Genomic DNA, 22,560 nt, shown 5'->3' on the forward strand with positions numbered 1-22,560 from the left:
CGTATCAGGTCGTTGCAGTCGTTGTATGGCTATGCGCGGAAGGTATAGCGGCCTTTTTTTGAAAGGCATAAAAAAAGTCCCGGGCCAGCAGAAGGCCCGGGACTTTTTATTATCTGCAAAATATTATTTGCCAAGTTTCGCTTTCAGCGCTGTATCCAGCTCCTGCAGGAACTCTTCGGTGTAGAGGTAGTGTTTGCCATGCTCTACTTTATTACCGTGGATACATACGGCCAGGTCTTTCGTCATTTTGCCGCTTTCAACGGTTTCGATGCACACCTGCTCCAGGGCCTGTGCGAAGTTGATCAGTTCCTGGTTATTGTCCAGCTTGCCACGGAACTCCAGGCCGCGGGTCCATGCGAAGATGGAGGCGATGGGGTTGGTGGATGTGGGTTTGCCAGCCTGATGGTCGCGGTAGTGACGGGTAACGGTGCCATGCGCGGCTTCCGCTTCCATGGTCTTGCCATCGGGAGTGACCAGGGTGGAGGTCATCAGACCGAGGGAGCCGAAGCCTTGTGCAACGGTGTCGGACTGTACGTCACCATCATAGTTCTTGCACGCCCATACGAAGTTGCCGTGCCATTTCAGTGCGGAGGCCACCATGTCATCGATCAGGCGATGCTCGTAGGTGAGGCCCAGCTTTTCAAATTCGGCTTTGAACTCTTTCTGGTAAGTCTCTTCAAAGATATCTTTGAAACGGCCATCGTATTTTTTCAGGATGGTGTTCTTGGTGCTGAGGTACAGCGGCCATTTTTTGATGATGGCCTGGTTGAAGCAGGCGCGTGCGAAGCCGCGGATGGACTCGTCTGTATTGTACATCGCCAGGGCAACGCCGTCGCCTTTGAACTGGTACACTTCATGCTCGATCACTTCTCCGTTCTCGCCTTCGAATTTGATGGTCAGTTTGCCTTTGCCTTTCACGACGAAATCGGTGGCGCGGTACTGGTCGCCAAAAGCGTGACGGCCGATGCAGATGGGAGCGGTCCAGTTCGGCACAAGGCGCGGAACGTTCTTCATTACGATCGGTTCACGGAATACGGTGCCGTCCAGGATGTTGCGGATAGTACCGTTGGGGGACTTCCACATCTGTTTCAGCTTGAATTCTTCCACACGTTGCTCATCAGGGGTGATGGTAGCGCATTTGATGCCGACGTTGTATTGCTTGATGGCATTGGCCGCATCTATGGTCACCTGGTCGTTGGTGGCATCGCGGTGCTCCATGCCCAGGTCGAAATACTTAATATCTAAATCAAGATATGGAATGATCAGTTTGTCTTTAATGAACTTCCAGATGATCCGCGTCATTTCGTCGCCATCCAGTTCAACTACAGGGTTTGCAACTTTAATTTTCTGAGACATCGATTAATGTTTTTTAAAATGTGTTCGTGGTTTATCGCACGAAATATACAAATCAATTATGAATTGTCAATTATCAAATGGGGCAAGGGTTTGCCGGGAGTAAAAAAACAGGGGCTGTACTTCCGGGTACGGCCCCTGTTTTCTCTGTGTGTATGAAGATTACAGTTGTTTGATGATCTCATCCGCGAACTCGCTGCATTTTACGAGGGTGGCATCATCCATCAGCTTGTAGAAATCAATCGTTACGCGTTTGCGCATGATGGCGGTGCTGAGGCCATGAACGATAATGTCCGCTGCTTCTTTCCAGCCCATGTATTCCAGCATCATCACACCGCTGAGGATCACGGATGAAGGGTTCATGGTATCTGTATCCGCGAAGCGGGGAGCAGTGCCGTGCGTAGCTTCAAATACGGCGTGGCCGGTAGTGTAGTTGATATTGGCGCCGGGGGCGATACCGATGCCGCCTACAGCTGCAGCCAATGCATCGGAGATATAGTCGCCGTTCAGGTTCAGGGTGGCGATCACGGAATAGTCCTGCGGGGCCAGCAGTATCTGCTGCAGGAAGTTATCGGCGATCACATCATTGATAAGTACTTTGTTTAGCGCCAGCGCTACTTTCATTTCACGGTTGGCTTCATCTTCCCCTTTTTCTTTCTTCGTTTTTTCCCATTGCTCCCAGGTGTACACCTGATCGCCGAATTCCCTTGCCGCCAGCTCATAGCCCCAGTGCTTGAAGCCGCCTTCGGTGAACTTCATGATATTGCCTTTATGCACGATGCTGACGGTAGGCCGTTTATGTTCGATGGCATACCGGATGGCAGCGCGTACCAGCCTTTCCGTTCCTTCTTTGGACACCGGTTTGATGCCGAAGGAGGAGGTTTCAGGAAAGCGGATCTGTTTTACTTTCAGTTCGTCCTGCAGGAACTTGAGGAGTTTGTTGGCATCTTCCGTTCCGTACATGTATTCGATACCCGCGTAGATGTCTTCCGTGTTCTCGCGGAAGATGACCATATCCACCTTTTCAGGGTGTTTGACAGGGGAGGGCACTTTGTTGAACCAGCGGACGGGGCGCACACAGGCATACAGGTCCAGCTCCTGGCGCATGGCTACGTTCAGGGAACGGATACCGCCGCCAACCGGAGTGCTCAGCGGGCCTTTGATGGATACCAGGTATTCCTTCAGCGCGTCAAGGGTTTCTTTCGGCAGCCATTCACCGGTGGCATTGTGGGCTTTCTCTCCAGCCAGTACTTCTTTCCATTCAATTTTCCTTTCCCCGCCATAAGCCTTTTCAACGGCCGCATCGAACACCCTCACACTGGCGCGCCAGATATCCGGGCCAATGCCATCGCCAATGATAAAAGGAATAATCGGGTGGGCAGGAACTTTGATCTGCCCGTTCGTCATCTGAATTTTTTCTGCCGGCATATATAATGTTATTATTTGCTATGAAATGCTCCGCAAAGGTAAGACATTTGCGGGCGGGGCAGTATCAAAATCCCTGAAATTTGACTGTAAAAGCATCTTTTTGCTGCGGCCGCCGGCGAAAATGGCGGTGAAATTTGCCTTTAAGGCCCTGTTATCCGTTTTTACCGGCGATTTCCCCCATTTTACCGGTAAAAGCCCCTGTTACGCCTAAGCAGCATTGTTCCGCCGGATGAGCGGCTGTAGATTTGTGCTATCAAAAATTCAAAAACAATACAAACGTATGAGCAAGTGTAATCGTCATTCTGATAATAGTGGTAGCGGTCTGTGGGGCGGTGTTGCGTTATTGTGCGTAGGCCTGTTCTTTTTGCTCCGCAAAATGGATGTGAGCCTTCCCCACTGGCTGTTTTCCTGGGAGATGCTGCTGATCGTCATCGGCTTCCTGATGGGTATCAAGAGCAGGTTCCAGGGCGCTACCTGGTTCATTATTACCGCGGTGGGCGCCGTTTTTCTGCTGGATGATATCCTGCCGTTCACCTGGCACCTGGACCGCTATCTGTGGCCTGTGCTGCTGATGGTGCTCGGTATCTATCTCATCGGGCGTTCCGCCAGCCGGAAACAGCGGTATGCGGAATACATGCCGGGGGAAGGCGGCAACGGCGGACATAGCGGTTTCAGCAGCAGCAGTAGCGCCGGCGGGGATGATTTCCTGGAGATGACCTCCATATTCAGCGGGAATAACCGCACCGTCCTGTCCAAGAACTTCAGGGGAGGAACGGTGTCCACCATTTTCGGAAGCACGGAACTGAACTTCATGCAGGCCGACATCAGGGGAGAAGTGATGCTGGAAATTACCACCGTATTCGGCGGCGTGGAGCTGACCGTTCCTGCCAACTGGGAGGTGAAAACGGCTGTGGACACCATTTTTGGAGGGATTGAAGACAAACGCTCCGCGGTGGTAACGCCCATGCCGGACAAAGTGCTCGTTTTAAAAGGCTCCTGCATATTCGGGGGCGTAGAAATCAAAAGTTACTGACCCTTTTCTTCCGCCATTCTTTTATTCATTGTTTGCCCGCCCCCATCCATCCTTTCACCTGAAAATATTAAAACATGCATTGGTTTGTGGCGAAAATCGTTTACCAGATCATCTGCGGAAAAGGGGAGCATATTCCCCAGTTCGACGAGCAGTTGCGCCTTATCAGCGCTGTGAACAGGCAGGAAGCCTGGCGCAAGGCACAGGAGATCGGGCAGCAGGAACAGTATGCCTTCCATAACCAGAAACAGGAACTGGTGGAGTGGCGTTTCATCAACGTACCGGAACTCCATACGCTGGACGAGCTGAAAGACGGTATGGAAATATACTCCCGTGTGGAAGAGCCTGACAATGCCGGGAGCTATATTGCCCTGTTGCAGATGAAAGCTGCACAGCTGCAGTCGCAAAAGCTCTTTGAGCTGAATGTTTAACTCCTAACCTTCGTCTCTTGGCCAACAACCTGCTCAAAGTAAATCCTTTCCGATGGTCATTGCTGATCGCAGTGGGCGTGTTCATCAACCTGCACCGGGTGATCATGAACTATTGGCTGGGAATAGACCTGGTGATATCCGCGATCGACAGTGCCGTACATACCATATTGCTGGCGGGAGCGGTTGCCCTGGTAGCGCAGACGCTGGCATTTTATCGTCCCATGAAAGGGAAATATTCATTTGTGGCTATCTTTACCGGGGCCGTCAGCCTCGTCTGGGCCGGTGTGGTGATCTGCATATTGCGGAGCATCTATAGCGACAATCTGCTGTATGTGCAATGGCTTTCAGATACCACGCCGATCCGTTTTGCATTGGGGTGGACGGTGATCACGGGTACCGGGTTCATTGCATTCTTCACATATGAAATGCAGGAACAGCAGGAAGCGCTGGCCAGAAAGGAAGCCGCGGAAAAGCTGGCCAGGGAAGCGGAACTGTACAAGCTCCGCCAGCAGCTGCAGCCGCATTTCCTGTTCAACAGCCTGAACTCCATCAATGCGCTGGTGAGCATCCGCCCGGAAGAGGCGCGGGAGATGATCCAGAAGCTCAGCGATTTTCTGCGGGGCACACTCAAAAAGGAAGATCAGCTGTGGATACCGCTGAAAGAAGAATTGCAATATCTCCGGCTGTACCTCGATATCGAAAAGGTGCGTTTCCGCCATCGTTTAACGACGGATATTGTGGAGGAAGACGGGATGCAGCATATGCAGATACCGCCGATGTTATTGCAACCAGTTGTGGAGAACGCCATCAAGTTCGGGTTGTACGATACCACGGAAGCGATCAATATCAACATCCGGGCCAGCCAGGAGAACGGCTTGCTGAAGGTATCCGTTTCCAATCCCTTCGATCCGGCCCTGCAGCATCAGCCCTCGCTGGGCACCGGCTTCGGTCTTAATTCCATCCGCAGGCGCCTGTACCTGCTTTTTGCACGGCAGGACCTGCTGGAGACACATATTGATGGTCAGCTATTCACAACAATCATAAAAGTACCGCAACTCCATGATAAAAGCAGTTCTGATAGATGATGAGCCACTGGCGCGCGAACTGGTCCGGGAATATCTTCAGGGCCATCCCGGGATCACCATTGTGGCGGAATGCAACGACGGGTTCGAAGGATTGAAAGCCATACAACAGCATGCGCCTGACCTGATATTCCTGGATATACAGATGCCGAAGATCAATGGCTTTGAAATGCTGGAGCTGGTGGACAAGCTCCCCTGCGTGATCTTCACCACCGCTTTTGAAGAATATGCCATCCGGGCATTTGAAGTAAATGCGATCGACTATCTGTTAAAACCCTTTTCCCGTGAGCGGTTCGACAAAGCCCTTCAGAAGATGCTGGAACGGAAATCGGAAGACAGGGTTACCGCAGAGCTGCTGGAAGCGGCGGGCCGTGAAGTGCCCATGCAGCACAACCGCGTAGTGGTGAAGATCAACGGAAAGATCAGGATCATTCCTGTTCAGGAGATCGATTACCTGGAAGCGGCGGATGATTACGTAAAGATCGTCACGGCCGAAGGCACTTTCCTGAAAAATAAAACCATGGCCTTCTTTGAAAAGATGCTGGATGCATCACAATTCATCCGTGTACATCGCTCCTATATCCTCAACGTTTCCCGGATCACCCGCATCGATCCGTATGAAAAGGAAACTTACCTGGCGATCCTGCGGGACGGGAGCAAGATACTGGTGAGCAAGACGGGTTACCCCAGGCTGAAGGAAGTATTGGGCCTGTAGCTTGCAGGGAATGCGGCACGCAGCTGCTAACTGTTCTCCCGGAACAATCGTTCCAGCTTTTCTTTCTTCAGTATCTTCTGCCCCTGTTCCCCGGTAGCGATCACCCTGTCGCCGGCACGCGCTTCAAAAGTGCAGATCACTTCATTCCCTTCGATCCGTGAGACAACCGCCGTAAACACAACGGTGACGCCGGCCGGTGCGGGGGATCTGTGCTGTATGCTGATCATCGTGCCGATCCCTTCTTCATCGGCATCTTTCATATCCAGCACAAACAGGCGGCAACACCATTCGGCATCGCGCGCCAGTGCGAACGTGGCATATACAGGATGCACCTGCCCGCTGTCGAATGCTGCGCAATCTTCTTCCCGTACGCGGCGGGAAAAGGTTTTGCGGTCTCCGGGATGAAATATTTCTTTCATGAGCAATTTGATTTATCGCTAAGCGACCACCAGCACCGGTATATTCACCTTATGCCTCACCTGGTTCACGGTTTCTCCGTATAACCAGTCTTTGATACCGGAATGCCCGTGGCCGCCGAGTATCAACAGGTCCGCCTGCTCTTCCTTTACCAGCCGTGCAATTTCTTTGGCGCGATGACGGTAACCGAGCAATGCCTTCGCACGGATGTTCTTGCCGGCCAGCAGAGAAAGGTAGGTATCCAGTTGTTCCTGGTCTTTCTGCGTTTCAAAATCTGCCGCCTCTTTACCGAAGTACCGGGCGGAGGCGCTTTCCACGATATGGATCAGCAGGTATTCCGTATCGGGTTTTCCCTGTGCAAGCGCGTGGGCAATGATGCGCTCATCGAATGAAGAGAAATCAAGCGCCATGGCGATGCGTTTATAATCCGGTGCTTCCAGGTTGCCAAGCGTTACTTTATCAGGATGCATCCGTGCGGAGCCTTTCTGCCGGTAGCGGCTGATGAAGGGATAGATGACGGTGATTGTCAGCAGGGCCAGAAAGGCAGCGCCTGTAAGCACGATGATGATGTCAACCCATATGCTGCCGCCTTCGCTGAAAAAGCCTGCGGCTTCCGACCATACCATGCGGATATTGAGATATACCAGTACGACAGAGATCAGCCATGCGGCAATTTTGATGATGGGTTTGATGGCAAAGCTGCCCATGGTTTGTTTGTCGCTCACGAAGTGGATCAGCGGGATGACGGCAAAGCCCAGTTGCAGGCTCAGCAATACCTGGCTGAATACCAGCAGTTCTCCGATCTTTTCCTCGCCGGCTACCACGATCACGATCAGTGCGGGGATAATGGCTACCAGCCTGGTCAGCAGCCGCCGGAGCCAGGGATTGAGCCGGAGGCGCAGGTATCCCTCCATCACGATCTGCCCGGCCAGCGTGCCGGTAACGGTAGAGCTTTGTCCCGCTGCGATCAGCGCTACGGCAAAGAGTATTGGCGCGAGTTTCCCGCCGAGCAGCGGTTCCAGCATGCGGTGCGCTTCATGCAGGTCCGCTATCTCCGTATGCCCGGACGTGTAGAACACGGAAGCGGCAAGAATGAGGATGGCCGCATTCACGAAGAAAGCGAGGTTCAGGGCGATGGCGGTATCGAAGAAATTTATTTTCAAGGCGCGTTTGATCCCCGCCTCCGTTTTCTGGATCTTGCGGGTCTGCACCAGCGCCGAGTGCAGGTACAGGTTATGCGGCATGACCGTGGCGCCGATGATGCCGATGGCAATGTAGAGCGCGGTATCATCCGGCAGCGAAGGCACGAAGCCTTTCACCACTTCGCCCATTTCAGGTTTGGCAAGGATCAGCTGAACGAGGAAGGAGATGCCGATGACGGCCACCAGCGCAATGATGAAAGCTTCCATTTTGCGGATGCCGTAACGTTGCAGCAGCAATATCAGGAAGGTGTCCAGCACCGTAAGGGAAACACCCCAGATCAGCGGCAGGCCGGTCAGCAATTGTATGCCGATGGCCATGCCCAGCACTTCCGCCAGGTCCGTTGCCGCAATGGCGATTTCCGCCAGGATGTATAAAAGAAAATTGACCGGGGCGGGATAGGTTTCCCGGTTGGCCTGCGCCAGATCACGTCCGCGGACGATGCCGAGACGGGCGCTGAGGCTTTGCAGCAGCAGGGCCATCAGATTGCTCATCAATAACACCCATATCAGCGTATAGCCGTACTTGCTGCCGCCGGCGAGGTCCGTTGCCCAGTTGCCGGGGTCCATATACCCCACGCTGACGAGGTAAGCGGGACCGAAAAATGCCAGCGCCCTGCGCCAGCGCGATTTGTGACGGGTTGTTGTGGTATCTATGCTCTGATGCACTTCACTGAGTGAAGTAGATGATTCCTGGAATTTCATATAACTCGCTGTATCGCTTACAATGATTTCACCATAATACTTCTGGATACCTGTTCACTGATCGTAAAGGCAGGCTGATTGCGGATCTTGATCTCCACTGAATTGTCAAAATCATACCGTTCAATGACGTCGATCTGGGTGCCGAGGCGGATGCCTTTGGCATTCAGGAACTCCAGCAGGGAGGAGGACTGATCGGAAACACCGGCCACTTCCAGCCTTTTGGTCGTCGCCTTGTCCAGCGACACGAGCTGCTTCGTTTTGCTGATCTTGCCCTGCGCATCCGGAATGGGGTCGCCATGCGGGTCCGTTGTAGGGTTGCCAAGGTATTCGCTGAGACGGGCAATCAGTTTTTCGCTTCTTACATGCTCCAGTTCTTCCGCCAGCTCATGCACCTCGTCCCAGCTGAAAGACAGTTTTTCCACCAGGAAGCATTCCCAGAGGCGGTGCCTGCGCACGATCTGCAACGCCATTCTCCGGCCTTCCGGCGTGAGGCTGATGCCCTGGTATTTTTCGTAGTCAATCAGTTTTTTCTCTTTCAGTTTCTTGGCCATATCCGTTACGGAAGCCGGCTTGGTGTCCAGCTCATAGGCGATCGCATTGGTGCTGACCACCGATGCGCCGTCCTGCAGTTTGTAAATGGCTTTGATATAATTTTCCTCTGCAACCGTCAAATTCATGGTATCTAAAATATAATTTAGACAAATCTAAATAAAAACTTTTGAATTTTTAAAATATCAGGATATATAGAATTAATAATTATCTTTTGGACCAATTACCGCAAAATATGAGCAGAATCCTGATCCTTGCACTGGCAACAGGTTTGTTGGTAGCATGCAAAAGCAAGCCGAAGAATGTCTCTGATGAAGACCGGGTGCTGACCTTTGCTGATTTTCGGGCGTTTTTTCCCGAGCCGGCACTGCCTTACCGGCTGAACGCGGATTCGCTGCGGCAGCAGCCGGATTCGGCGGCTTTTCCTGCAAAGCTGATCAGTCAGTTTCTGCCGGATACCCTGGGCAAAGATGTTTTCAAGCCGGCCGACAAGCCGAAGTTCTTCCCCCGGGCTTACCTGGAGATGAATGACCTGCAATTGCTGGTGGTGGAGGGAACAACGAGAACGGCTGCGGCGGCATGGGTATGCATATATGACAAGCGGGATACTTTCCTGCAACGGCATGTCATTGCCCGTACCGGCGCCAGGGTAACCCTGGGCACCGTGCTGGATACACGCAATAATCTCAGGATCACTACGGAAACAAGGCGCGGAGCGGGACAGTTCTCCACCCGCGAGGATGTTTACAGTGTGGAAGAGGACGGCCGGCTCTCCCTGATCCTGACCAATTCCAATGAACCGGCCAATGCCGTCCTGTATAATCCTGTCGATACCTTTCCGCGCAAACACAAGTATTCGGGCAACTTTGGCTCCGGGGAAATGAACCTGCTGGCGATCCGCGACGGAGAAGTGCCGCAGGAATTCCGCTTCTATATCCACTTTTCCCGCAACAAAGGGGCGTGCATCGGGGAGCTGGACGGCACAGGCCGTTTTACCGGAGCCAATACGGGCCAGTTCCGCGACAAGTATTCTTCCTGCATCCTGGATTTCAAATTCAGCAATAACAGCGTTACGGTGAGCGAAACGAGCTGCGGGGCGTACCGGGGGATCACCTGTTCATTTGAAGGTACTTATCCCCGCAAGAGAAAATAGGCTCAGGTATGCTGCCGCACCAGGTCGAGAAAGCTCTCCCGGCTGATGAACCGCGCCCCGAGCGAGGCGAGGTGAGGGGTATGGACCTGGCAGTCGATCAACGCCAGCTCCTGCTGATGCTGTTGTACAAAAGTGATGAAAGCGGTTTTGGAAGCATTGCTCACCCTGGAGAACATGCTTTCGCCAAAGAAACAGCCGCCGATCTTCACGCCATACAATCCGCCCGCCAGTTCATCGCCCAGCCAGCATTCTACAGACAGCGCATGGCCGGCTTCATGCAGCCGGGTGTAGGCATCCATCATATCCTGCGTAAGCCAGGTGCCGTCCTGCCCCTCACGGGGAATGCGGCTGCAATGGCCGATCACTCCTTTAAAATCTTCGTTAACGGTTATACGAAAGGTATCTTTTTTCAGCAGCTGTTTCATGCTGTGGGAGACTTTCAGTTCGGCGGGGAAAAGCACAAAGCGGGGATCGGGGCTCCACCAGAGTATGGGTTTCCGGGAATACCAGGGAAAGATGCCGGAACGGTAGGCAAGCAGCAGGCGTTCCATACTGAGGTCCCCTCCGGCAGCCAGCAGCCCGTCCGGCTCGGCGAGGGTAACAGGCGGGAAAGCCAGGTGATGTTTTGAAAGTGAAAATACCGGCATGCGGAGCGTTTAGGAGGCTACCGTTTCTTCCAGGGTGGCGCTGATGCCTCTATCCAGCAGTGCTTCACACATCGGTTTAAGGTCATCGAACTCCCCTTGTTTTACTGCATATTTGCCGTTATAATGAATGAGCAGGGCACACTGTTCCGCCTGCTCTTCCGTATGGCCGCAGACTTCCATTAACGACTGTATAACCCAGTCGAACGTATTCACATTATCGTTCCATACAATGAGGCTAAAGGGGAATTGTTCTTCAGTTTCAACCAATACCTCCTCCTTTTCCTGTATGGATATTCCAGTTCCCGTATGACCCATGATCGATCGGATATTTCCGCAAAGTTACATTTTTTTTAGAATGCTCCGGGGTTTGCAAGAATGGTCGTAAATTGACAGCTATGAAAGGTTTTGTTCTATTGATGGATTTCAGTTTGCCGTTGAAAGACCCTGTGCCGATTTTTTCGCTGGTGTTATTTATCATTCTTCTGGCGCCAATCATCCTGCGAAAATTCCGGATACCGAGTATCATTGGGTTGATACTGGCGGGTGTGGCAATCGGGGACCATGGATTCAAGGTGATCGAGCAGGGAAGTATTGATCTGTTTGGAAAGGCGGGTTTATTATACATCATGTTCCTGGCCGGGCTGGAGCTGGATATGACGGAATTCCGGAAGAACCGGCACCGCAGCCTGGTGTTCGGGGCGTTCACTTTTTTCATTCCCATGATCATGGGATATGCTTTATGTACCTATGTGCTGAATTTCAGCCTGATGCCCAGTTTACTGGTGTCCAGCATGTTCGCCACGCATACGCTGGTGGCCTATCCCCTGGCCAGCAGGATGGGCGTGGGAAAGAACGAAGCCGTTACCGTAGCCGTCGGCGGCACCATCATTACCGATACTGCCGTGCTGCTTATCCTGGCCATCATCACCGGCGCCGCATCCGGTAACCTCAATTCAGCTTTCTGGCTGAAGCTGGGCCTTTCGCTGGTGATATTTGCCGTGATCGTGATGTATGGTTTTCCCATTATCGGCAGATGGTTTTTCAAGAAGATCAAAGACGATAAAACATCGCATTTTATTTTTGTGCTGGCCATGGTCTTCCTGGCCGCATTCCTGGCGGAGCTGGCAGGCGTGGAGCCGATCATCGGGGCATTCCTTTCCGGCCTGGCGCTCAACCGCCTCATACCGCATACCTCACCATTGATGAGCCGCCTGGAATTTGTCGGCAGCGCCCTTTTTATCCCTTTCTTCCTCATCAGCGTAGGCATGCTGGTAGACCTGAAAGGATTGTTCAGAGGGCAGCAGGCCCTTTTCATTGCCGGTGCGCTCGCTGTGGTGGCATTGCTCAGCAAATGGCTGGCCGCTTATTTTACACAGCTTTCCTTCGGGTACTCGAATCCGCAGCGGAATGTGCTGTTCGGCCTCAGTGCTGCCCGTGTGGCGGCCACCATCGCGGTAATACTGGTGGGCTTCAATATGGGCATCATCAATGAAGATGTGCTGAACGGCACCATCATACTGGTATTGCTGACCTGCCTCGTCAGCTCCTTTGTAACGGAGAACGCAGCGAGGAAACTGGCGATCATTGAAGCGGATAAGATACCTGAAATGCCGGATGAACCGGAACGCATCCTTATGCCGCTGGCGAACCCCGACAAAATGGAGGCTTTGATGGACTTTGCCGTAATGATCAAGGACCCGAAGTCTGAGGCGCCGATCTATCCCCTGGCCATTGTTCAGGATGATGAAGAAGCCAAGGAAAAGATACATATCTCGCAGCGGATGATGGAAAAGGCGATTATCCATGCTGCGGTCACCGAAAGCGATGTAAAAGTGGTCACCCGTGTGGACCTGAATATTGCCGATGGGATCGCCCGGGCCACCAAGGAGTTGCTGATATCCGATGTGATCCTGGCCTGGAGTGATAAGAACAGCACAACTGACCGGTTCTTCGGCACGATATTCGGCACTACAACGGACAATGTGCTGAACGGCGTCTGGGAGACGGTGTACATCTGTTCATTCAATTCCCCGTTGAATACATCCCGGAAACTGGTGCTCATCCTGCCGCAGAATGCGGAATATGAACTGGGTTTCAGCCACTACCTGAAAAAGATCATCCAGCTGGCCAAACAGGCCGGTTCCCGGCTGATCATTTATTGCGGGGGCAATACCAAACGGATGGTGCAGCAGTTTATCACCCAAACGAAATCCAGTGTGGAAGCAGAATTCAGAGAGCTGCAAAACCTGGATGACTTCCTGGTAGTGTCCCGCGATATTTCACGGGACGATCTGCTGGTGGTCGTATCTGCGCGCAAAGGCACACTTTCCTATCAGCCCTATCTCGAAAATGTGCCCGCGCGTTTGAGCCGGCATTTCAGGGACAATAACGTGATCCTCGTATATCCCGAGCAACAGACCGCGGAAAACAACGAACCGGGTATGCAGGAAGGCGATATCACGCTGATGCCGATACAGGAGCAATTGCGGAATATCAACAAGATCGGCAAGGCGGTGAAAAAGATCTTTACCGGCGGAAAAGAAAAGAAGGAGCAGGAGGAAGGGTGATCATCATCAGCATTTATACTTGGAATCTACAATTTTACGGTAAATCAACGGAGGAACCGCGGGTGGTCCCCGGAGTATCTATGGAGAGATGGTGGAGATGACGTGGAGTTGATGCCGGCATGATATGCTGTGTCTTATACTGAAAAAGCGGGTAATAATGGAGGTTGTCAGGCGGAACCTCAGGCCGGAAAAGTCTGCAGGCGGAGCATTTCAAGTTTCCAGGAAATAAAAAAGGCCTTCGCTTGCGAAGACCTTCTGTGGGAGTTGACGGGGTCGAACCGCCGACCCTCTGCTTGTAAGGCAGATGCTCTGAACCAACTGAGCTAAACTCCCAATGATTTAAGTGTTATTATAAATAACAAAAACATTTATGTGAGGCAGGTTGCTGCTGTTTTGTAGACGTTTTTGTTAACCTTTTACGGGTTTGGACAGCAAATATAGAGAATAATATTTTCAAACAAAAAATCTCGTTATCGTCCCCTGTTTTGCTTTCAGGCACTGACTTTTTCAATGCGGGAGTGCAAAGATATATTTTTTCCGGTAATTCCAAGGGGGGCATGAATTTTTTTTGTCACGATAAAGAAGACATGAACAGCGTTCACTTGGTGCCTATAGTTATCCTTTTATAACCGGTCAATGCCGGGGTACCGTTGTCGGTTACTTTCAGTATAAGATGGAGGCTGACGCCGGGCGATAACGAAGGCATCAACATGGATGCTTTTGCCCCTGCTGCGTTCAGCTGAGGCAGCGGTCCATGATAACCACCTGCCTGTGCATAGAATATCCATTCATACCCGTGCTCATCGCCATCGGGGTCGGTTGATGCCGAAGCATCGAAGTAAATGGTTTCGCCCGGTTTACCGCGAATGATCAGTGGCGCTTTTTCGGATGATCCGTTTACGGAAACGACCGGCCGATGATTGGCCTGGTGGTAATCATTCACACACCAATCCATCCTGGCTGCAAAGTCACGTTGAAAATCATCGCGCCACCTGTAAACCGTTGCCCTGGCATCCGGTTCATCTTCAAAGCGGCTGGTCGCATCATTGAAATAACCCGCGTCGTTCTTTATATAACGTCCGCCCCATCCGCCATGCTCAGGATGTTCCGGATTGTTCAATCCATTTTCCAGGAAGTAAAACCACGATGGAGTGTCGCCTTCTTTCATAGCCCCGTAAGGATTCGGGGCAGTCCATGTTTTTTGAGGGTACAGTTGCCCCAGGGGACCGTGGTTTTCCAGCACATTGGTTTTTAGCCATTGCAGTGAAGTGAGGCTTTCATCACCCCCGAGATAGATCCCCCGGTAAACACCATTCCGCTTGTCCTCAGTCAAAGGCGCCTTGGACAGTATGTAAAAAAGTGATGGGTGCGCAGCAAACAGCTGTTTGAAAATTTTATCCTGATCATCAATGTCAAATACCCTGACCTTCGAGATGAATTTGTGGTATGCTTTCTCAGACCGCGTGTTTTTCACTTTCCAGAGTGCCTGTGCCAGGTCGGTCTGGCCGCCAAACAGGCAGATATTCAATGGCCGGCTGTCTTTTTTGTCGGCCATCTGTATGATCCAGTCTGATCCTTCCGTGTCTTTACCTTCACCTACCTGGTCCCAGCCCCGGTGCGGACTTCCTTTTTTGACCACCGAAAGCAAACGGGCAGGAGATATGAAATTTTTATCGTGCCTGATCAGGTTCGGGTACACCTGTTCGTATCCATGAATGATCTCCTCAATCAGCTTGGGGCGAATGATCTCCTTTTTCAGTTCGCCCGGTGTACCTGCGGCTGAACTGATCAGGCCTTCTATATCAAATTCATTGGTGTACACCATCAGGCGAACAAGCGACTGCTGATCGTCCGGATCGCCGCCAATATCAGTAGTAATGAGGATGCGCGGCTTTTGAGCGGTCAGCAAAAGCGGCAACAGTGCAGAGAAAAGCAGGGTAAATAATTGCTTCATAGTTCAATCGTGGATATACTTTGGGAAAATAACTGACCGAATACACATGCCTTTCTTAACGTAGGTTATATTGTTTGGAATGCTGGCTGTAAGGCCCGGATTCAATAGCGTAAAATACTAATGAAAACAGAGAATTTATAAAAACCTTTCTACACTCATGTCACTGCTTGATTGAATATTAAGCTGCGTTTGCTTTTTTCTGTCAAGGGGAATGCCTAATATCTCCCTTATGGCATTAAAGGCATGTGAATACTCCCTGAGCCAAAGGGCATTCAGGAAATACGCTCAGTACATAATAGATCATCATGATGCATATTGGTAACCTCTATAATCGATTTAGTTTTCCCTGGCTCCTGAACTGCTCCCCACCGGTATTCGTATAAAAGAATGTCTATTCCGGGCGGATGCCAGGCCAGAAAGTCAAAATCACGCGTTTCATAATCTTCTGCGGTAACATTTTGCGGCATTCCAAAGCCATCAACAATATGGCCCAGGCTGCCGGCATCTATGCTTAGGAATAAATATAGACAGAAGCTTCGCTCGTCCTTTCGGAAAGCATAAATATCATTGATGGGGTTGCCAAATAGCATATAGGCTTTCCCTGGTTGCACCAATTTTCTATTAACCTTGTTCAGAATCAATGGATGACGAGTCTTCTGTTTCTCCATTTTGCTCATCGCAAAATCGGAGAAATTTTCATCGATAAAACCGGGAACGGTGCTTTCCTTTGTGATGATTTTATCTAATTCCATAGTGTGTGGTTCTTTTGCTGAGCAGAAGGGAATATTAAGTCAGTACATCTAAATGCTCACAGTCGAAATTTCCATCAAACAGGTAACTATAGACGGGATAGTGGGGAGCAGGGTCATCGTAATGAGTGGCATAAGGTATACCTCCTTTAATCTTGCTATTGAAAAGTAAATAATGCTCCACGAATTTATGGTATGGAAAGAAATTTTCAAAAATTACGCGCAATTACAGGATGGGATACAAAGAGTATCGCGGTTTATATTCGCTGAAACGTTTCATTTAGATAAGGCCATTACAGCGGCAGCCAAAGCCGCTTACCTGGCCAATTGGATAAGTAAGGGCGGTGGGCAATTCAATAGATATAGCAATAATGTTTCAGAGATAAAGGAATTTATCATTGAGGATCCAACCTTCAGCAAGTTAAATAAACTCAAAAAGTCCAATCCTGAAGCCTTTTATTATTGGTACTATATAATAACCCCTTAAAAATGACGTGCGTCGAACGCTAAGAAAAAATGCAGTATTCCAGTGTATAGCCAACCAGTAGCACGGATTCGGGCAAAAAATAAAAAACGGGAACAATACATTTGACTGTACTGTTCCCGCTTTAGTGGGAGTTGACGGGGTCGAACCGCCGACCCTCTGCTTGTAAGGCAGATGCTCTGAACCAACTGAGCTAAACTCCCGTTTCTGCTGCCGTCTGACGCTTTTCGTTTGACGGGATTGCAAAGGTAAAAACTATTTTTATTCTGCCAAATAAATTTTTCACCCCTATCTCAACGCCCAATCCACCACACTGTTTTTCCATTCTTCCCGGAAGGGGGTCACCACTTTGATGTAGTTATCGGTATAACCTTCCATCATCCCGTCCTTATTATGGGATTCAAACAGCACTTTGCGCGTCTGGCCGGTATGCTGTTCCGTAAAATACTGCAGCTTTTTGTAGCTCAGGTTCCGGAGCGCTTTGTTCCGTTCATGGCGCTCATGCACGGGCACTACCGGCCTGATCTCCAGGGCATGGGTATTGGCCCGTTCGGAATAAGTGAATACATGTAAATAGGAAATATCCATTTCATGCAGGAAATCATAGGTTTCCCGGAAGTTTTCCGCACTTTCGGAAGGGAAACCAACGATCACATCCACGCCTATCGAGCAATGCGGCATGAACTGCTTTATGCAGGCCACTTTTTCCGCATATAGTTCGCGGCGGTAGCGGCGGCGCATTTTCGCCAGGATGTCGTTGCTGCCGCTTTGCAGCGGAATATGGAAATGCGGCATGAACCTGCGGCTGTTGGCCACAAATTCAATGATATCATTGCTCAGCAGGTTGGGCTCGATGGAGGAGATGCGGTAACGCTCAATGCCTTCCACTTCATCCAGCTGCTGCACCAGTTCATAGAACGATTCTTCCCGGCGCTTGCCGCCTTCGAAGCCTTTGCCGAAATCCCCCAGGTTCACACCGGTCAGCACGATCTCTTTCACGCCTTTGGCCGCCAGTTCGCGGGCATTGTCCAATACATTGGCGATACTGTCGCTACGGCTGATGCCCCGCGCCATGGGGATGGTACAGAAAGAGCAGTTGTAATCGCAGCCATCCTGCACTTTAAGGAAAGTGCGGGTGCGGTCGTTGACGGACCAGGAGGCATGGAAGGTGTTCACATCCGCAATATCGCAGGAACAGATCTTTGCGCTGTCGCCTTTGGTCAGTTCCCGGATATGGTCTGCAACATTGAACTTCTCCGCGGCCCCCAGCACGAGGTCCACCCCGGGGATGCTGGCGATCTCCTGCGGTTTCAGCTGGGCATAACAACCGGTGATCACTACCAGGCTCTCCGGCGCCCTGCGCTGGATACGGCGCACCAGCTGCCGGCATTCCTTGTCCGCATTGTCCGTCACGGAACAGGTATTGATCACATACACATCCGCCGCATCGTCAAAATTCCTTTTAACGAACCCGTCCTTCTCCAGTAACCTGCTGATGGTAGAGGTTTCGGAGAAATTCAGCTTGCAGCCGAGCGTATGGAATGCTACTGTTTTTGCCTGTGACATAAGGAGGGCAAAGTTACGATGTTTTGTTTAATTCCTTATCTTTCCGCTTTCAAGACCCGGGGAGCGGTTTTTTACATTTGATCTTTAATCTTTACTTTTTTGCTGCGCGTGTTAATGAAATGTTTGCAGGCTCTTTACAGCCTCTATGCTTTGATCGTCTGGCTGGCGATCATGTTCCTGATCCTGCCGCCAATTATTCTCGTGTCTTTTCTCGGAAAAGTGAAGGGTGGCAACATCGTGTTCTATTTTCTGCGTTTCTGGGCGCACGTCTGGTTCCCTGCTGTGGGCATCATTGTGAGAAAGACCTGGCAGTCGCCGCAAACCAGCGATCCATGCATCTATCTCGCCAACCATTCCTCTTACCTGGACGCCGCACTGGCCGTAAAGGTAATGCCCTTGCCCTTCCGGCCGCTGGGGAAAAGCGAGTTGTCGAAAATACCGTTATTCGGACTGATCTACAGCCGTTCCGTAGTGCCGGTTGACCGCAAGACGGCAAAAAGCCGCGCGCAAAGCATGCGGGATATGCTGTATATGATCCGGCGGAACGTTTCCCTGCTGATCTTCCCGGAAGGCACTACCAACGAAACGGAACAGCCGCTGCTTCCTTTCCATAGCGGCGCTTTCCGGATAGCGATCGAAACGCAGACACAGATACGCCCGGTGTTGTACGTGGATAACCATGCCCGCCTTGCCAAGATAAAATTCATGTCGCTGAACCCGGGCCCCTGCCGCGTAGTGTTCCTGCCACCGGTTCCCGTAGCGGGACTGACCATGGAGGATGTACCGCAGCTGAAGAAACAGGTCCGGCAGATGATGGAAGATGAATTACGCAAATACCGCAACTATCCTGCCCTGCAGGCCATATGAAATTTGTTGATGTCATATTGCCCCTGGCATTGCCCAGGAATTACACGTATGCCGTGCCCCCGGAGATGGAAGATACCATCCGCGTGGGAAGCCGTGTGGCCGTTCCCCTGGGCCGGCAGAAAAGATATGCGGGTATCGTAAAGGCTATTCACGAACAGGCTCCTTCCGCATACAAGACAAAGCCGGTGATGGACCTGCTGGACAAAGAGCCTGTCGTATATCCCACACAGTTAGCTTTTTGGGAATGGGTCGCACAGTACTACATGTGCAACGAAGGTGATGTGCTGAATGCCGCCCTTCCCGCGCATCTCAAGCTCTCCAGCGAAACCGTCCTGCTTTTTAATGATGCCTTCGGCGATGATTTTACCCTGCTGGACGATCATGAATACCTCGTAGCCGAAGCCCTGCACATCCGTAAGGAGCTGCGCATTGGCGAAGTACAGCTGATCCTCGACCGCTCCGATGTGTATTCCGTGATCAAGAAACTGATCGAAAAACAGGTTTGTCTCGTTTACGAAGAGATGAAGGAAGCCTATAAAGAGAAGAAAGAGAATTACATCCTCCTGAACCCTGCTTACGAAGGCGATGAGCAACTGGCCCCGCTGTTCGACGAGCTGGCCCGTGCGCCCAAGCAGATGGAGCTGCTGCTGGCCTACCTGCACCTGCTGAAAACACAGGGCGATGTAGCGCAAAGCGAACTGCTGAAGAAATCCGGCGCCTCTCCCGCACAGCTCAAGGGACTGGTGGACAAACAGATATTACAGATCGATAAACGGACGGTAGACCGCATCCGCATGGGCAGAATGGAGGCGCAGATCGATTTTATCCTCAGCCCCGCACAGGAGAAGGCCCTGACAGAAGTAAAGGCCTGCTTTACCGAAAAACAGGTGACCCTGCTGCATGGCGTCACATCCAGCGGCAAAACGGAACTGTACGTGAAGCTGATGGAAGAAAGCCTGGCCACCGGCAAACAGGTGTTATACCTGCTGCCGGAGATCGCGTTGACCGCGCAGATCATCCGGCGCTTGCAGAAACATTTCGGCGGCCAGATCGGTATTTATCATTCCCGTTTTTCCAATAATGAACGGGTGGAGATATGGAACAAGGTGAAGAGCGGGGAGATACGGATTGTGCTGGGCGCGAGATCCAGCCTGCTGCTGCCTTTCCGTGATCTGGGCCTGATCATCCTGGATGAGGAGCATGATGCTTCGTTCAAGCAGCAGGACCCCGCCCCCCGCTACCATGCCCGCGATGCGGCGATATACTACGCCGCGCTCTTCAAAGCGAAAGTATTGCTCGGCTCCGCCACCCCTTCGCTTGAATCTTATTTCAATGCCAGGCAAGGCAAATACGGTCTTGTTACCTTGCAGGAACGCTTCGGCGGCATTGCCATGCCGGTGATCGAGATCGTGGACATGAAAAAGGAAACGGCGTTAAAAGAAGTGGTGAACAACTTCACTTCCGTGCTGCGGGAAGGCATCCGGCAATCCCTGGAAGCCGGCAAACAGGTGATCCTTTTCCAGAATCGCCGCGGCTATGCGCCTTTCCTGCTTTGCACCACCTGCGGCTGGATACCCAACTGCAAGCAATGCGATGTTTCATTGACCTGGCATAAGCATCTGGACAAGCTCCATTGCCATTACTGCGGCACCAGGTACCCATACATTTATACCTGCGCCGCCTGCGGCAGCCAGACGCTGATGCCGAAGAACTTCGGTACGGAAAAGATCGAGGAAGACCTGCAGCAGCTTTTCCCGGATGCCCGCATCGCGCGGATGGATATGGATGCTATCCGGAGCAAGGACAGCCACAATAAAATGATCCTGCTCCTGGAGCAAAAAGAGATAGACATCCTGGTAGGTACACAAATGGTCGTAAAGGGCCTGGATTTCGAGAACGTGAACCTGGTAGGCATTATCAGCGCGGACAGCCTGCTGAGCTTTCCGGACTTCCGGGTGAACGAACGGGCCTTTCAGCTGATGGAACAGGTAAGCGGCCGTTCAGGCAGGAGGGACGGGCAGGGCAAAGTGATCATCCAGGCGAGCAATACTAACCACCCGGTATTGCGGGATGTTACCGCGCATGACTACACGTCCATGTACGAAAGGGAGATCGCGGAACGGGAGAAATTCGGCTATCCGCCATTTTACCGCCTGCTGAAGGTCACCGTACGGCATAAGAAACAACCAACGGCCGAACAGGCTGCATTGATATTGGGCAACTGGATCAGGCCACAGCTGGGAGCTCAGCTGGTGGGGCCCGCTGCGCCGCCGGTGAGCCGCGTAAGGGGATTCTACCTGCAGGAAATGTTGATCAAACTGCCGCGGGATACTAAAAAGATCGCGCAGATCAAACACATGCTGAAAGAATATTTCTCCCAGCTGCAGATAGAAAAACAATTCCGCTCGGTGGTCATCACGCCGGACGTGGATTGTATATAGACCGCTGGTCCGGGAAACCTCCTGTAAACCTTTTCCCTTTAATGATCATTCCCTTCAGCCCGGATGCAACGTGACATACGATTGTTAGTTATATTTGTTCCGTTAATAAAGAAAGGTCATTTGAACACTACGCTATGAGGGTACAAGAAAACGTTTCGCTCCGGCCATACAACACATTCGGCATTGATGCAAAGGCCCGTTATTTCACTTCTTTTCATTCGCAGGAAGAATTGCTGACGGTACTGGCATCGCAGGAATGGAAGCACGCGCGCAAAATGATACTGGGCGGCGGCAGCAACATCCTGTTCACACAGGATTTTGACGGCCTGGTGATGAAGAACGGGATCAAGGGCATCAGCGTATTGCGGGAGGATGATGAGTTTGTGTATGTGCAGGCCGGCGCCGGCGAGAACTGGCACGAGTTCGTGATGTACTGTATCGGGCAGGAGCTGGCCGGACTGGAAAACCTGTCGCTGATCCCCGGGAATGTGGGGGCCAGTCCCATGCAGAATATCGGCGCCTATGGCGTGGAGATCAGGGATACTTTTTTTGAGCTGGAAGCTTTTCATCTGCATGATCATGCGCTGGTGAAATTCGATAACGCCGCCTGTGCCTTCGGCTACCGGGAAAGCGTTTTCAAACGGCAGTATAAGGACCAGTTCGTGATCCTCAATGTAACCTACCGGCTGCTTAAACAACCACGTTTCAATACCAGTTACGGCGCCATCGAGCAGGAACTGCAGCGCATGGGCGTTACCGTACCGTCCATCCGCGCCATCAGCGATGCCGTTATCAATATCCGCTCTTCCAAGCTGCCCAATCCCGCCGAGATCGGCAATGCCGGCAGCTTTTTCAAGAACCCTGAAGTGACGCGGGAAAAGTATGAAGCCCTGAAAGCAGCTTTTCCGGAGATCGTGGCGTACCCTTTACCGGAAGATCACTTCAAGCTGGCCGCAGGCTGGCTGATAGAGCAATGCGGATGGAAGGGGTACCGGGACGGTGATGCGGGGATACACGCGCGGCAGGCGCTGGTGCTGGTCAACTACGGCCAGGCAAAAGGAGCGGAGCTGGTGGAGCTGGCCTGGAAAGTGGTGGACAGCGTAAAGGAAAAGTTCGGCGTGGTGCTGGAAAGGGAAGTGAATATTGTCTGATGCGTATGTTTTCAGCGGTTGCACGGACGTAACCCTGCGGCGCAAGTCTGCATCAACCCTTCTGCTGTTTGA

The 22,560-nt window shown here is 51.7% G+C and carries 20 protein-coding genes and 2 tRNA genes; 10 read left to right on the forward strand and 12 right to left on the reverse strand.

Annotated elements, in window-relative coordinates:
• Positions 1-123 precede the first annotated feature (123 nt).
• Both FW415_RS09030 and icd read right to left on the reverse strand, forming a co-directional pair.
• A complete protein-coding gene (locus FW415_RS09030) occupies positions 124-1,356 on the reverse strand; it encodes an NADP-dependent isocitrate dehydrogenase (RefSeq protein ID WP_148383983.1) in 1,233 nt (410 codons plus the stop codon).
• Positions 1,357-1,515: 159 nt separating this feature from the next.
• Positions 1,516-2,781, reverse strand: coding sequence for an NADP-dependent isocitrate dehydrogenase (icd, locus tag FW415_RS09035; RefSeq protein ID WP_148383985.1), 1,266 nt, complete (start codon positions 2,779-2,781; stop codon positions 1,516-1,518).
• Between the two features lie 280 nt (positions 2,782-3,061).
• Between icd and FW415_RS09040 the strand changes: the two genes are divergently transcribed.
• From FW415_RS09040 to FW415_RS09055, 4 genes are all read left to right on the forward strand, one after another.
• On the forward strand, positions 3,062-3,814 hold the full coding sequence (locus tag FW415_RS09040) for a LiaI-LiaF-like domain-containing protein (protein ID WP_168208741.1): 753 nt from the start codon (positions 3,062-3,064) through the stop codon (positions 3,812-3,814).
• Positions 3,815-3,900: 86 nt separating this feature from the next.
• Positions 3,901-4,242, forward strand: a complete 342-nt coding sequence (locus FW415_RS09045) for a DUF4288 domain-containing protein (RefSeq protein WP_246858986.1) — start codon at positions 3,901-3,903, stop codon at positions 4,240-4,242.
• Positions 4,243-4,259: 17 nt separating this feature from the next.
• Positions 4,260-5,327, forward strand: coding sequence for a sensor histidine kinase (locus FW415_RS09050; protein ID WP_246858987.1), 1,068 nt, complete (start codon positions 4,260-4,262; stop codon positions 5,325-5,327).
• Positions 5,302-6,039, forward strand: a complete 738-nt coding sequence (locus tag FW415_RS09055) for a LytTR family DNA-binding domain-containing protein (protein WP_148383991.1) — start codon at positions 5,302-5,304, stop codon at positions 6,037-6,039. The genes FW415_RS09050 and FW415_RS09055 overlap by 26 nt, the downstream gene beginning before the upstream one ends.
• A gap of 26 nt (positions 6,040-6,065) precedes the next feature.
• Here FW415_RS09055 and FW415_RS09060 read toward each other — a convergent pair whose 3' ends face one another.
• The 3 genes from FW415_RS09060 to FW415_RS09070 are packed head-to-tail and all read right to left on the reverse strand — an operon-like array spanning position 6,066 to position 9,037.
• On the reverse strand, positions 6,066-6,458 hold the full coding sequence (locus tag FW415_RS09060) for a thioesterase family protein (protein ID WP_148383992.1): 393 nt from the start codon (positions 6,456-6,458) through the stop codon (positions 6,066-6,068).
• 18 nt (positions 6,459-6,476) lie between these two features.
• The gene (locus FW415_RS09065) at positions 6,477-8,360 is read right to left on the reverse strand and encodes an Nramp family divalent metal transporter (RefSeq protein ID WP_148383994.1); all 1,884 of its coding nucleotides are present in this window, start codon (positions 8,358-8,360) and stop codon (positions 6,477-6,479) included.
• A gap of 17 nt (positions 8,361-8,377) precedes the next feature.
• Positions 8,378-9,037, reverse strand: a complete 660-nt coding sequence (locus FW415_RS09070) for a metal-dependent transcriptional regulator (protein ID WP_148383996.1) — start codon at positions 9,035-9,037, stop codon at positions 8,378-8,380.
• A 107-nt stretch (positions 9,038-9,144) separates the two neighbouring features.
• On the opposite strand from FW415_RS09070, the gene FW415_RS09075 reads away from it, so the two are divergent.
• Positions 9,145-10,062, forward strand: coding sequence for a hypothetical protein (locus FW415_RS09075; RefSeq protein ID WP_148383998.1), 918 nt, complete (start codon positions 9,145-9,147; stop codon positions 10,060-10,062).
• A 2-nt stretch (positions 10,063-10,064) separates the two neighbouring features.
• Here FW415_RS09075 and aat read toward each other — a convergent pair whose 3' ends face one another.
• Both aat and FW415_RS09085 read right to left on the reverse strand, forming a co-directional pair.
• Positions 10,065-10,709 carry a leucyl/phenylalanyl-tRNA--protein transferase gene (gene aat / locus FW415_RS09080; protein ID WP_148384000.1) on the reverse strand — a complete coding sequence of 215 codons (645 nt, stop codon included), beginning with the start codon at positions 10,707-10,709 and terminating at the stop codon, positions 10,065-10,067.
• Between the two features lie 9 nt (positions 10,710-10,718).
• Positions 10,719-11,024 carry an ATP-dependent Clp protease adaptor ClpS gene (locus FW415_RS09085; RefSeq protein ID WP_148384002.1) on the reverse strand — a complete coding sequence of 102 codons (306 nt, stop codon included), beginning with the start codon at positions 11,022-11,024 and terminating at the stop codon, positions 10,719-10,721.
• An 80-nt stretch (positions 11,025-11,104) separates the two neighbouring features.
• On the opposite strand from FW415_RS09085, the gene FW415_RS09090 reads away from it, so the two are divergent.
• Positions 11,105-13,276, forward strand: a complete 2,172-nt coding sequence (locus tag FW415_RS09090; protein ID WP_148384004.1) for a cation:proton antiporter — start codon at positions 11,105-11,107, stop codon at positions 13,274-13,276.
• Positions 13,277-13,534: 258 nt separating this feature from the next.
• On the opposite strand, the gene FW415_RS09095 is transcribed toward FW415_RS09090, so the two are convergent.
• From FW415_RS09095 to FW415_RS09105, 3 genes are all read right to left on the reverse strand, one after another.
• A tRNA-Val gene (locus FW415_RS09095) sits at positions 13,535-13,609 on the reverse strand.
• A gap of 265 nt (positions 13,610-13,874) precedes the next feature.
• Positions 13,875-15,230 carry a nucleoside hydrolase-like domain-containing protein gene (locus FW415_RS09100; RefSeq protein WP_148384006.1) on the reverse strand — a complete coding sequence of 452 codons (1,356 nt, stop codon included), beginning with the start codon at positions 15,228-15,230 and terminating at the stop codon, positions 13,875-13,877.
• Positions 15,231-15,502: 272 nt separating this feature from the next.
• Positions 15,503-15,982, reverse strand: a complete 480-nt coding sequence (locus tag FW415_RS09105) for a hypothetical protein (protein ID WP_148384008.1) — start codon at positions 15,980-15,982, stop codon at positions 15,503-15,505.
• A gap of 187 nt (positions 15,983-16,169) precedes the next feature.
• Between FW415_RS09105 and FW415_RS09110 the strand changes: the two genes are divergently transcribed.
• Positions 16,170-16,466: a hypothetical protein gene (locus tag FW415_RS09110; RefSeq protein ID WP_148384009.1), complete on the forward strand. Its 297-nt coding sequence runs from the start codon at positions 16,170-16,172 to the stop codon at positions 16,464-16,466.
• A 125-nt stretch (positions 16,467-16,591) separates the two neighbouring features.
• Here FW415_RS09110 and FW415_RS09115 read toward each other — a convergent pair.
• Together FW415_RS09115 and mtaB are read right to left on the reverse strand one after the other, a co-directional pair.
• Positions 16,592-16,666: transfer RNA gene (locus tag FW415_RS09115), tRNA-Val, on the reverse strand.
• 85 nt (positions 16,667-16,751) lie between these two features.
• A complete protein-coding gene (gene mtaB / locus FW415_RS09120; protein WP_148384011.1) occupies positions 16,752-18,029 on the reverse strand; it encodes a tRNA (N(6)-L-threonylcarbamoyladenosine(37)-C(2))-methylthiotransferase MtaB in 1,278 nt (425 codons plus the stop codon).
• A gap of 114 nt (positions 18,030-18,143) precedes the next feature.
• Here mtaB and FW415_RS09125 point away from each other — a divergent pair, with 114 nt between their 5' ends.
• From FW415_RS09125 to murB, 3 genes are all read left to right on the forward strand, one after another.
• Positions 18,144-18,896: a 1-acyl-sn-glycerol-3-phosphate acyltransferase gene (locus FW415_RS09125; protein ID WP_246858988.1), complete on the forward strand. Its 753-nt coding sequence runs from the start codon at positions 18,144-18,146 to the stop codon at positions 18,894-18,896.
• Positions 18,893-21,337 (forward strand): primosomal protein N', encoded by a 2,445-nt coding sequence (gene priA / locus FW415_RS09130; RefSeq protein ID WP_148384013.1) that lies wholly within the window; start codon positions 18,893-18,895, stop codon positions 21,335-21,337. Before FW415_RS09125 ends, priA begins: the two co-directional genes overlap by 4 nt.
• Positions 21,338-21,471: 134 nt before the next feature.
• Positions 21,472-22,488: a UDP-N-acetylmuramate dehydrogenase gene (gene murB, locus FW415_RS09135; RefSeq protein ID WP_148384015.1), complete on the forward strand. Its 1,017-nt coding sequence runs from the start codon at positions 21,472-21,474 to the stop codon at positions 22,486-22,488.
• The last annotated feature ends 72 nt before the right edge of the window (positions 22,489-22,560 follow it).

Source organism: Chitinophaga sp. XS-30 (genome assembly GCF_008086345.1).
Lineage (GTDB): Bacteria > Bacteroidota > Bacteroidia > Chitinophagales > Chitinophagaceae > Chitinophaga.